The following is a 12,509-nucleotide window of genomic DNA, read 5'->3' on the forward strand; positions in this document are numbered from 1 at the left end:
TAAAGAAGGCTATATAAATTTAGGGATGGACAATTTTAAGTGGTTTTTTTATACCTCCATACTGCCAACCCATTCATGACAATGGCATAGAGCAGCGTTTTTAAAATATGAGGAAGAATGTCAACAAAACCAGAACCCTTTAGCATAACCATGCGCATTACTTCAACAAAATACCTGATAGGATTGAATTCCGTCACGATTTGAGCCCATTTTGGCATGCTCTCAATAGGTGTAAATAAACCGCTCATTAATATAAAAATCACGGTAAAAAACCAAGCGATAAACATAGCTTGTTGTTGTGTATCCGTGAAATTTGAGATGAACAGTCCTATTCCTAAAATCACCAAAATATAAATAGAGGTGTATACATACAAGAGAGCCAAACTTCCCACCATGGGAACTTGAAATATTACCTTTGCTAGTAGTAAACCTATAGTTAATAGCCCCATTCCTATGACCCAAAACGGAAAGAGTTTCCCAATAATAAACTGACTCTTTTTTATGGGTGTTACATTTATTTGCTCTAAAGTGCCTATTTCTTTTTCGCGAACAATATTCATTCCCGAAAGAAATAATGTAATCATGGTGACTAGCAATACCAATATGCCGGGTACCATAAATGTTTTGTAATTCAAAGTTTCATTATACCAAAATAGAGGTATCGCATTAATATTTACAGGTTGTATCTCTTGGTCTGAAACTTGTAGTAAATCAGCTTTCAAGTGATGGTTAAACCGTTGTAACACTTGGGTAACATATACATTTTCAACACCTGCGGCTGCCCCATCAATAGCATTAATGGTAACTCCTAGATTAATGTATTTTTCCTTTTGCAAATCCCGTTCAAAATATTGCGGAATATGTAGAACCACATCTACATTACCAAGTAACATTTCTGCACTAGCATTTGATTTTGATGGGTAATCCGTCAACACATTAAAATACTCAGAAGCATTAAATTTTTCTACCAGTGCTCTAGAAGTAGAGGTGTGGTCACTATCTATATAGCCGAATTTGATGTTTTTAACTTCAAAAGTAGCAGCGTTAGATAAAATGATAAGTTGGAGTACAGGCAATACAAAAATGATGGGCAGCATTCCTTTATTCCTAAAAATCTGCTTAAACTCTTTTTGTATGATATATAGAATGGTTCTCATTATTCCAATCTTATTTTATATTTCTTCACACTTAACGCGATGAAGAATATAGTCATTGCCAATAGAATCAGCGTTTCTTTCCATATGTATTGCAATCCTACGCCTTTTAGCATAATGCCTTTAATTATGATGATAAACCATTTTGCAGGAATAATATTACTGATGATCTGAAGTGGTACTGGCATGCTTGAAATCGGAAAAATAAAACCGGACAATAGAATAACCGGTAGCATGAGCCCCATTAATGAAATCATCATTGCAGTTTGCTGTGATTTTGAAATGGTAGAGATTAAAATACCTAATGCCAAAGCACTTACTATAAACAACACGCTTTCTAAAGCTAGTAGAAATAAGCTGCCTTGCACAGGCATATGAAAGATAAATATACTTAACAGTACTATGACAATCGCGTTAATAACGGATAGAAAAATATAAGGGACCACCTTTCCTATAATCACTTGAAAAGGGTTGATCGGTGAAACCAAAAGTATCTCCATAGTACCTAATTCTTTTTCTTTTGTAATAGAAATAGAAGTCATCATTGCCGAAACCAACATGAGAATAATGGTCATTACGCCAGGAACAAACATATATACGCTTTTTAACTCGGGATTGTACACCATACGGGTTTGTGAGACTATTTGGTAAGGAGTAGTGATGCCTTTGTTCAATTCCGTTTGGTACTGCTGCAGAATAGCGTTTACATAATTACTTATGGTATTTGCCGTATTTGGATCTGTAGCATCCGTAACTATTTGCAGGGTTGCTTTGTGATTGTTAATCAGGTTTTTACTAAAGTCATTTTCAAAATTTAAAACTGCCTTAATCTGTCCTTTTTCAAAAACAGAAGGAATGTCTGCTTCGTGAGTTATTATCTGTTGAATGCTGAAATACTTTGAAGCAGCTATTTTATTGATAATCTCTTTTGTAGTAGCATCATTAGAATGGTCTAAAATAGCAATATCCACATTGTTGATTTCATTGGTAATAGCGAAACCAAAAAGCAAAATTTGGGCAATAGGCATTCCGAAAAGAATAAACAATGAACGTCTATCCCTAAAAATATGGTAGAATTCCTTTTTTACGAAGCCTATGAACCTTTTCATCCTCTTGCAAGTTTTAGAAATACGTCATTCATAGTATCAGCTTTAAACTGTTCTTTGAGCTTCTTGGGTGTATCTAAAGCCTCAATTTTTCCATTGACCATAATTGATACCCGATCACAATATTCCGCTTCATCCATGTAATGTGTGGTTACAAAAACAGTGGTGCCATTATCGGCTGCTTTATAGATCATCTCCCAAAACTGTCGTCTCGTAATAGGGTCTACACCTCCGGTAGGCTCATCTAAAAACACAATTTTAGGGTCATGTATCAAAGCCACAGAAAAGGATAATTTTTGTTTCCAACCCAAAGGCAATGAACCTACTAATTGGTTGGCTACTTTTTCAAGTCCTAATTCAGTAATTAATATATCTGATTTTTCTTTTATTACTTTTCTGGACAAACCATATATACCTCCAAAAAAAGTAATGTTCTCTTTTACCGTTAAATCATCGTACAACGCGAACTTTTGGCTCATGTACCCAATATTTTTTTTGATGCTTTCCGGTTCGGAAAAAACATCAAAGCCAGCTACGTTAGCCGCACCAGATGTTGGAATAGAAATACCAATTAACATTTTCATTGCGGTGGTTTTTCCTGCACCATTAGCGCCTAAAAACCCAAAAATCTCTCCCTTTTTTACATCGAAAGTAATGGCATCTACAGCAATAAAATCACCGAACATTTTGGTTAATCCCTCTACATGTATGACGTTGTCGTTGCTCATTATTTTGCCAGTTCCATAAAAGTGTCTTCAATGGTAACCTTTGTTTTTTCTATTACTATATCAGATAGTTTTTTAGATTCTAAATAACGTTTTAATTCAACCGGATTAAAATCTGCTCTTTGATCGGTGTAATGAATAAATTCGCCAAAAGGATACACACTGTGGTTGTGTTCATAAGCTTTTAGAGCATTTATAAGTTGATATGTTCTATTTGCCCTAACATTGTAAATCTGCTTTGGGTAATGCTTTACAATGGCTTGAGGCGTGTCTATTTGCAAAATTTTGCCGTCTTGTATCAATGCAATTCTATCGCACAAGGCAGCCTCGTCCATATAGGGTGTTGATACTAAAATGGTAATACCTTTTTGTTGCAGACGTTTTAGCATCTCCCAAAACTCTTTTCTAGAAACTGGATCTACCCCAGTAGTGGGCTCATCTAAGAACAATACTTTTGGCTTATGAATAAGGGCACAGCACAACGCCAACTTTTGTTTCATTCCACCAGAAAGTTTACCTGCTCTCCGGTCTTTAAAAGGTTCTATCTGAACGTATATTTCTTGTATTAAATCGTAGTTTTCTTGAATAGTAGTTCCAAAAATAGTAGCGAAGAAAATGAGGTTTTCTTCTACTGTTAAATCTTGATAAAGCGAAAATTTTCCGGGCATGTACCCAACACTGTTCCTAATCTTTTTATAATCCAGAACCACATCAAAGCCAGCTACAGTTGCGGTACCTTCATTAGCTAATAAAAGGGTGGTCAAAATTCTAAATAAGCTAGTTTTACCAGCGCCATCAGGTCCAATTAATCCAAATAGCTCACCAGGCTTTACCTCAAATGAAATGTTCTGTAAGGCTTTTACAGTTTTATATGATTTTGATATGTTAGAAACGGAGATACCCATTATTCTTGAGTTAACCATAATTCTGCCGGCATACCAATTTTAAGGCTTCCCTCATTTTCTACGTCTATTTTAAGGGCATAGACCAAAGCAACGCGTTCTTCTTTTGTCTGAATTATTTTAGGGGTAAATTCGGCTTCCGAGGCAATCCAACTGATGGTCCCTTTATAAGATTTCATAGTAGTGTCATCATCAATTTTTACGGTCACTTCCTGACCTATTTTCAAATTTGGCAATTGTGTTTCACTAACATACACCCGCAACTGCATAGTTTTTAAATCTGCAAGTTTATAAAGCGGTTTTCCAAAGGTTGTAATCTCATGAGGTTCTGCATACTTGGTTAAAACCGTTCCCGCTACAGGATTAATGATTTTACTTTTTTTGATTTGATCATCAATCTGCCTAAGCTGCACATCAATGGATTTTAATTCGTTCACAACAGGTGCATTCTGTATTTCAATACTTCTAATCTGGCTTTTCAAAACATCTATTTCACCTTCAACATCATCTAATTGTTTTTGTGTGCCGGCATTATCTTTTATTAGATTCTTAACTCTATCCTTATTAATGTTTCCATTTTTTAATTTGGCATTCAATACATTTATTTGCGACAGTACACCTCTAGATTTTGAACTGACAACGGCTTTGGAAACTTCTAATTGTTCCCGTTTTAAGGCTAACGGAATAGTATCTATATACCCTATAAATTGGTCCTTCTGAAGCACATCACCTTCGTTAACATCAAACTGTATTAACTTACCATTATTTTCAGCTGAAATGGTGATTTCAGTAGCCTCAAAATTACCATACCCATCTGCTTTTCCGTTGGAATCACCACAAGAAAATAGGGTAGTGGCAATGATACTCAACCCTAATATATAGTTGTATTTTTTCATTTTTAAATCTGTATTACCCTTTAATAACATTGTAATTTGCTTTTGCAAGTTGTAACTGAATTTCATGTTGTATTAAAGTATTTTCATCTTCATACAAATTGGTAAGTTCAGTGATATATGCCGATGATGTAATCACCCCATTTTTTAGTTGTGAATCTGCCATCTGCAATACTTCTTTCCTAAGGATGATTATTGCTTCATCTGAAGTTATAATCGCTTCTATCTTTTCTATTTCTCTTTCCTGTTTATTGAGCTCAATAGTAGTGTTGAGTTTAAAAATTTCTGTTTCATTATCTACAATATCTTTATTGATGGCTAATGATTCCCGTTGTTTTTGATTAGCATTCCAATCAAAAACATTCCAATGTAATTTTACACCTGCAGTATAAAAAGGTTGAAATGAATTATCCAACATATTCAATCCTGGATTTCCGTAACCACCTGTAGCAAACCCTAGTAGTTTGGGTATATTCTGTTTGGAAATCAAATTTTCTGAATTTTCTATTTCATCTTTTTTATATTGAAATAATTCTAATTCAGGTCGGGTTAATTCATTCTGCAAATGGATTTCTATAAGGGGATTTTTAAATTCGGTAGCCGCATCCAAAGGCTCTTTTATTAAACTAGAAAGGGTTTCTATTAGCGTTATTTTATTGCTTTCTATTTCTTTAAATTGTTGGCCTATTTTTAATAATTCAGCTTCCAATACTTTATCTGAAGAGGGTAGGAGTACACCGTTTTTTACACCGGAACTCACCTCTTTTAGCTTTGCCTTTAGTTGCGTTTGTTTTGATTCTAATAATAGATGGCTTTCCTGTGCCAATAGAATAGAAAAGTAGAGTTGATTAATTTGCTGCCTTAATTGATACAAGCTGACTTCAACCTGTTTCTGTTTGGATTTTAACTCGGCAGATTTAATGGCCAAAGAAGCAGCAGTTGCCCCTCCGTTATATATCAATTGATTTACCGAAAATGTCGCGCGGTATTGGTCTTTGTTTAAAGGCTCAATAGCAGCAATAGGAATTTCAATGACATCAGATTGATAGGTGGCTTGTGCATCCAAACTCAATTGAGGCAATTTTGCCGTAGAAATTACATCCGTCTCCAGTGTGTTTTGCGCTTCTATAAGTGATGTCCGTTTTGCCAAAGGGTAATTTTGGGTCACCGAATTATAACATTCTTCTAATGTAATGCTTTGCTGAGCAATAGCCGAGAGCGAGATTAATAATATAAGAATGAGTAGTATACGTTTCATACTAAGTGTTCTTTATAGAGTTGATAATGAAATTAGCAACTTCAGTTTTACGGTCTTCCATAAGCTGTTTATATGCTTGGTTATCTACATTGGAAAAAGCCATAATCAAAGGCTTGGCTACAAAAGGAAAAATATTAAGTGCTAGAATGTTGATGAACAACTGCTCCGCACTTATAGGTTTTATACTGCCGTTTTCTACCTCTTGATCTACTTGCTCCTTAAATTTAGAAAGGTTAGGAAATCCTTTACTGTCCTTTATTTTTAGAATAAACTCCGGATTCCTATTCAATTCTTGAATGATAAAATTGGGTAAATAAGGATGCTTGCTAATAAAAGAGATATAGTTGAATGTGAAATTTTTCACTTTCTCTTCAATAGAAGAATCGTCATTTAGAATAGCATTTAATTGTGGCGCTAATAAGGAAAAAACATTTTTAAAAACGGCTTCAAAAAGCAGTTGTTTACTTCTATAATAATAGTGAAGCATAGCTTTGTTTATACCCGCTTTATCCGCTATTTCTTGCATCCGTGCACCATCCATTCCTTTGGCCTGAAATACATTCTTTGCCGCTTCAAGTATTTGCTCCTCGGTATTTTCGTCTTTACTTTTTTTCATCACTAACTATACGGTTTAACCATTTGGTTAACAAAATTACAAAAAAATAGTTTTGACGAATCGTTTAAGCACTTAAAACTTTGATTATAAGGTTCAAAGCTAACTATTTGGTTTTTTGGTACGCTTTCTAGATTAAGTTTTTGTAAGCTTTAAAATAGATACAGACTAACCCGTGAATTTAAAAACAGAATAAACTTAAATTAGTTATGAATAAAAAACTTAAAAGCACTTTAGCTGTATTTTTATTAACAGTAACAATTGCCACCACCGTAAACGCACAAAACACAGATACCAAATCAGCTGAATTATTAGCCGCCTTAGTAGGGGAGAATGGAGGCTATAAAGCCTTAGATGCCAAGAAAGATGTTGAGTACCATTTTATATATGACAACTTTGCTAAAGGAAAAGACGTGTCTACCGAACGTTATATTTTTAACGGAGAGCAGGCATGGGGTTCGTATGAACAACATGATATTAATGTGCTTCCTGGTACGGAGGGGGTTGCTCTTCAGTCTTTAGTAGATAATAAGCCAGCACTTACTTTAGTAGGAAAAGACATTACTGACCCAAAAGCAATTGGTGGCACTGTATTCTTACGTAAAGTGAATTTTTATTGGTTTGCCATGATGTATAAATTGCAGAATCCTGGTAGTAATTATAAATACTTGGGCACGAAAAAAGTAGGCGATATTACGTATGATAAGGTGAGTTTAACTTATAGTAGTGATGTTACTAAAAAGGAACAGAACGATGAGTTTATACTATACTTTAACCCTGAGACACACTTGGTAGATCAGTTCTTCTTTTCGTTACCCGCAATGGGCGTAAATAAGCCAATTTTAAAAATGACCTTATCTTATGAAAAAGTTGATGGTCTTTTATTATCTACGGTGCGCAAAAGCTATATGCCAGACAAAAAAGGAGGCTATATGGAAACCGGCGTTTACACAATGAGCGACATAAAATTCAATAATGGTTTTAAGAAAGAAGATTTTCTTTTGAAATAGAAAACTAACATCATAATTTATGAAAGCCCAATGCAATATTGGGCTTTTTTTATGCGTAATAGTGTGGGTTTTTATTGAAGGTACTTTTATCAGACTTTTGTAATTCTTATACGAATTTGAACAACTCTTTTAAAACAAAGGATTCATTTTTTCATTCGGGAGCTTATTTCTTGAATACCTAATGCTTCATACTTTTTTTTACTTTTACAGCATGAGCATAACACTACCTAAGGTTACCTATAAATCTGATAGTGAATCGGATATTGAAGTGATGACGTTTGGAGAAACCTATAAAAAGTTAACCAAAACTACAGAGCACAATCCTTTTGCTGTGCATAAAATTCAGTTTTACTTAATCTTAATAGTCACTGAGAATGTTTATTCCCATTATGTTGATTTTAAATTCTACGACTTAAAAAAGGGAAGTGTTCTGTTTGTTGCTAAAAATCAAGTGCAATATTTTACTGAAGATTTCAAGAATGTAAAAGGTTTTTGCATTGTATTAAATAGTCAGTTTTTGGAACAAAACTACTTTTTGTCGAAAAACAACAATTTAAACAGGTTATATAATTACCATTTAGAAAATCCGGTAATTCACTCAGAAGAAATGGGTAATGATGAGTTTATAGGTGTAGTTGAGAAACTCTATTTTGAATATATGCTTCCAAATAACTTTGCAAAAGCAGACATACTCCGCGCATATATTGATATTATTTTGCTAAAGGCAGAACGTGTAAAACAGCAACATGCCATTGTAGGGGTTAAAACGCAATGGTTAGAGGTGTTTAACGAGTTTAAAAATATGCTAGAATCTAACTACGCAAAAACAAGAAGCTCAAGGGATTATTCTTCCAAATTACTTATTTCCTATAAATTTTTGAATGACATAGTCAAGAAGTCCACAGGAAAAACTGTCAAAGCTTTTATAGATGATTTTGTAATTATCGAAATCAAGCGTTATTTGGTCACTACTTCCTTATCTGTAAAAGAAATTAGTTATAAAACAGGTTTTGAGGAACCCGCCAATATGACCAAATTCTTCAAAAAGAACACCCAACAAACACCTCTTAAGTTTAGACAAAAATTATAATTCTAGTTACACTTTTATCATTCTTCGCATCCTATTGATAACTATATTAAGTCATGACCGCTTTAATTTTGCCGTGTAACTATATCCTTGATAAAGATATTTACTTTTTCAGCAAAATCTATACTGATAAACGTGAATGGAAAATGCTAAGAAGTGCTTAAGTTGTCAAGATTTTATTCATATAAAATGCAATCTTCATTTTTTTAAGTAAAGAGACTTATCATAAACACACCTTTTAATAAGATTCTTATGTAATAAAATAGCAATAGAGCAATTAACGTATAAAATATTAGCAATCGTCATTCTAATTTGGATTGTTAGTGACTTTTACATAAAAATTTGAATTAAGTAGGTGCCAACCTCAAATTAGTAGTTATCTTAGGATGTAACGAATTTAATTTTACTAGATGGCACTGAAAGTATCAATATCACATAAGACAACATATAAATATGACAGAAGAATTAATCTTTCTCCGCATATTTTTCGACTAAGACCAGCACCACACAGTCGTACACCTATTGAAGCTTATTCAATTAAAATAAAACCAGAGAATCATTTTTTCAATTGGCAACAAGATCCCTTTGGTAATTATTTAGCGCGTATTGTATTTCCTGAAAAAACGGACTTTCTATCCGTAGATATTGAGATTATTGCCGATTTAAAAACGATTAACCCTTTTGATTTCTTTGTTGAGGAAGCTTTTGAAAAATATCCTTTTTCCTATTCTGAAGAATTGAAAAAAGAACTTTTACCCTACTTAGAAATAACCGAAACAGGTCCATTATTAATGGACTATGTTGATAAAATAGATAAAAAAACACCTAAAAGGAGTATTGACTTTTTAATTGGTCTTAACAGTGGTCTGTACAACTATCTGAATTATACAGTACGTATGGAGCCTGGCGTGCAGTCTTGCGAACAGACCTTAGATAAAAAATTGGGGTCATGTAGGGATTTCGCGTGGCTTTTAGTGCAGACTTTAAGACATCTAGGTCTTGCGGCACGTTTTGTATCAGGGTATTTGGTGCAATTAAAATCTGATGAAAAATCATTGGACGGTCCTTCTGGCCCAGAAGAAGATTTCACGGATTTACATGCATGGACAGAAGTATATTTACCTGGTGCAGGTTGGATCGGCTTGGATTCCACTTCCGGTCTTTTGGCAGGAGAGGGCCATATTCCGTTGGCCTGTACACCTTCTTTTGAAAGTGCCGCACCGGTATCTGGATTGACAGATCCTTGTGAAACGGAATTCATATTTAATAATTCAGTTACCCGAATTTTTGAATCACCAAGAGTAACAAAACCGTATACGGAGGATCAATGGAATGCTATCTATAACTTAGGATTCAAAGTAGAGGAGCAGTTACAAGAAGGAGATGTTAGATTAACCATGGGCGGTGAACCTACTTTTGTTTCCATAGATGATATGGAGTCCAAGGAATGGAACACCGCTGCGGACGGAGAGCATAAAAGAAAATTGGCCAGTGAGCTTTCAGTAAGTTTAAAAAATGCATTTGGTAAAGGTGGCCTGTTGCATCACGCACAAGGAAAATGGTATCCTGGAGAGCCCTTACCACGCTGGTTAATAGGAATACATTGGCGGAAAGATGGTGAAAAAGTATGGAACAACCCTAAACTGTTAGCCTCATTTGCCGAAACTTATAAATTACCTGAGGATATAACCAGCAGCTTTTTAAAGAATTTATCCAAGAAATTAGGTACTACAGATACAAGTATCATTCCCGCTTATGAAGATGGGTATTATTTCATGCGTGAAGAAGGAAAACTACCGATTGATGTTGATCCTAAAAAATATTCTAAAAACGATGAGGGCTTAAGACGCAAGCTTGGCGAGATTTTAGAACAGGGTGTTGATAAGATTATTGGTCATGTGTTACCATTAGCAAACAAAGACTCACAGTGGATTACCAATCCATGGGAGTTCCGTTTAAAATATCTATATCTTATTCCAGGTAATTCACCAATTGGTTTACGATTACCGTTGGGATCATTACCAGAAGATCCAGAAGTACCTTCTGAACCTACTGCAGAACCAGAAATGTTCGAGACTAAACCAAAACTGAAACCTTATGGTTACCAACTAAAACAACGGACAAAATCAACTTCAAAAAAAGTAAGTTTAGAAAAACAGCCTTATGTACGTACCGCCATTTGTGCAGAGGTAAGAGAAGGTAAGTTATTTCTTTTTCTACCGCCGTTAGATACTGCAGAAGACTTTTTGGATTTAATTGCCAGTATAGAAGCAACTGCCAAGGAATTGGATGTGCCTGTTATTTTAGAGGGTTACGAACCACCAAGAGACAACCGTTTAGAGGTTCTTAAAGTTACTCCTGATCCAGGGGTAATAGAAGTAAATGTACATCCGGCAAAGAACTGGAAAGAGCTTACGGATAACACCTTATTATTGTATGCCGAAGCTAAAAAATGTAGATTAGGAACAGAAAAGTTCATGCTGGACGGGAAACACACGGGCACAGGTGGCGGAAACCACGTTACTTTAGGTGGTGTTACCCCAGCAGATAGTCCGTTGCTCAGAAACCCTCAGTTGCTTCGTAGTTTACTTACGTTTTGGCAACATCACCCTGGTCTATCCTATTTGTTTTCAGGAGCCTTTATTGGTCCCACAAGTCAAGCGCCACGTGTAGATGAAGCGCGACTAGAAAATTTATACGAACTGGAAATCGCTTTTTCTCAAATCCCAGATGATGAAATGGTACCGTTTTGGTTAACGGACCGGCTTTTTAGACACCTGTTGACAGACATTACGGGAAACACCCACAGGGCTGAATTTTGTATCGATAAATTATATTCCCCAGATAGCTCATCAGGAAGATTAGGTATTCTAGAGCTTCGGGCTTTTGATATGCCGCCGCATGCGCAAATGAGTTTAATGCAAATGTTATTGGTGCGTACGCTTGTTGCTTGGTTCTGGAAAAAACCATACAAACACAATTTAGTGCGTTGGGGAACTGAGCTACATGATAAATTCTTATTGGAGCATTATGTAAAAGAAGATATTAAGGATATTGTAGAGCAACTTAATGACGCGGGTTATCCGTTTCAATTAGATTGGTTTGATCCTTTCTTTGAGTTTAGATTTCCTCTTTATGGTATGGTTGAAATTAATGCCATGCAAATTGAACTTCGTATGGCCATTGAACCTTGGAACGTACTAGGAGAGGAGATGACAGGAGGAGGAACCTCAAGATATGTTGATTCTTCTTTGGAGAGGGTTCAAATTAAGATAAACAACTTTACGGAAGAGCGTTACGTTTTAACCTGTAACGGTATAAAAATACAATTGAACAGTACCGGTGTAAAAGGAGAATATGTAGCTGGTGTCCGTTATAAAGCTTGGGAACCTTGGTCTGCCTTACACCCCACATTGGGCGTAGATACACCATTGGTTTTTGATGTGGTAGATACTTGGAACAATAAGTCTATAGGTGGGTGCACTTATTTTGTGGCTCATCCCGGTGGTCTCTCCTACGACAATTATCCCGTAAACAGTTATGAGGCGGAATCTAGAAGAATTAATCGCTTTTGGGATTTTGGTCATACGCAAGGAGAAATTGAACCTAAACAAGTAGTCGCTACAACAAATTTTGTGGGTAGAATGGTAGAACGTAAGGGTGCATCAACTACTTTTGACTATTCAGAGATTCCCGTAAACCCAGAATATCCCCATGTTCTTGATTTACGGAAAAAGAAATAAAGCAAATTTTCAGCACTA

10 protein-coding genes are annotated in these 12,509 nt (G+C 35.3%); 3 read left to right on the forward strand and 7 right to left on the reverse strand.

Annotated elements, in window-relative coordinates; genetic code table 11:
- Positions 1–35 precede the first annotated feature (35 nt).
- From IWB64_RS16000 to IWB64_RS16030, 7 genes are read right to left on the reverse strand one after another with little or no spacing between them, the layout of a single operon-like run.
- Positions 36–1,157 (reverse strand): ABC transporter permease, encoded by a 1,122-nt coding sequence (locus IWB64_RS16000; protein ID WP_194534961.1) that lies wholly within the window; start codon positions 1,155–1,157, stop codon positions 36–38.
- The gene (locus tag IWB64_RS16005; RefSeq protein WP_194534962.1) at positions 1,157–2,263 is read right to left on the reverse strand and encodes an ABC transporter permease; all 1,107 of its coding nucleotides are present in this window, start codon (positions 2,261–2,263) and stop codon (positions 1,157–1,159) included. The genes IWB64_RS16000 and IWB64_RS16005 overlap by 1 nt, the downstream gene beginning before the upstream one ends.
- Positions 2,260–2,988 (reverse strand): ABC transporter ATP-binding protein, encoded by a 729-nt coding sequence (locus IWB64_RS16010; RefSeq protein WP_194534963.1) that lies wholly within the window; start codon positions 2,986–2,988, stop codon positions 2,260–2,262. Before IWB64_RS16010 ends, IWB64_RS16005 begins: the two co-directional genes overlap by 4 nt.
- Complete coding sequence (locus IWB64_RS16015) at positions 2,988–3,890, reverse strand: ABC transporter ATP-binding protein (protein ID WP_194535919.1); 903 nt, start codon at positions 3,888–3,890, stop codon at positions 2,988–2,990. The genes IWB64_RS16010 and IWB64_RS16015 overlap by 1 nt, the downstream gene beginning before the upstream one ends.
- The gene (locus IWB64_RS16020) at positions 3,890–4,783 is read right to left on the reverse strand and encodes an HlyD family secretion protein (RefSeq protein WP_194534964.1); all 894 of its coding nucleotides are present in this window, start codon (positions 4,781–4,783) and stop codon (positions 3,890–3,892) included. Before IWB64_RS16020 ends, IWB64_RS16015 begins: the two co-directional genes overlap by 1 nt.
- Before the next feature lie 13 nt (positions 4,784–4,796).
- Positions 4,797–6,038 carry a TolC family protein gene (locus tag IWB64_RS16025; RefSeq protein WP_194534965.1) on the reverse strand — a complete coding sequence of 414 codons (1,242 nt, stop codon included), beginning with the start codon at positions 6,036–6,038 and terminating at the stop codon, positions 4,797–4,799.
- A 1-nt stretch (position 6,039) separates the two neighbouring features.
- Positions 6,040–6,654: a TetR/AcrR family transcriptional regulator gene (locus tag IWB64_RS16030; RefSeq protein WP_194534966.1), complete on the reverse strand. Its 615-nt coding sequence runs from the start codon at positions 6,652–6,654 to the stop codon at positions 6,040–6,042.
- A 206-nt stretch (positions 6,655–6,860) separates the two neighbouring features.
- On the opposite strand from IWB64_RS16030, the gene IWB64_RS16035 reads away from it, so the two are divergent.
- The 3 genes from IWB64_RS16035 to IWB64_RS16045 all read left to right on the forward strand — a co-directional run bounded on the left by IWB64_RS16035 (position 6,861) and on the right by IWB64_RS16045 (position 12,491).
- Entirely contained in the window at positions 6,861–7,661 is an 801-nt protein-coding gene (locus IWB64_RS16035; RefSeq protein WP_194534967.1) for a DUF6503 family protein, read from the forward strand.
- A gap of 211 nt (positions 7,662–7,872) precedes the next feature.
- Positions 7,873–8,751 carry a helix-turn-helix domain-containing protein gene (locus IWB64_RS16040; RefSeq protein WP_194534968.1) on the forward strand — a complete coding sequence of 293 codons (879 nt, stop codon included), beginning with the start codon at positions 7,873–7,875 and terminating at the stop codon, positions 8,749–8,751.
- A 407-nt stretch (positions 8,752–9,158) separates the two neighbouring features.
- Positions 9,159–12,491, forward strand: a complete 3,333-nt coding sequence (locus tag IWB64_RS16045) for a transglutaminase family protein (RefSeq protein ID WP_194534969.1) — start codon at positions 9,159–9,161, stop codon at positions 12,489–12,491.
- Positions 12,492–12,509 lie beyond the last annotated feature (18 nt).

This window comes from Zobellia nedashkovskayae, from assembly GCF_015330125.1.
Lineage (GTDB): Bacteria > Bacteroidota > Bacteroidia > Flavobacteriales > Flavobacteriaceae > Zobellia > Zobellia nedashkovskayae.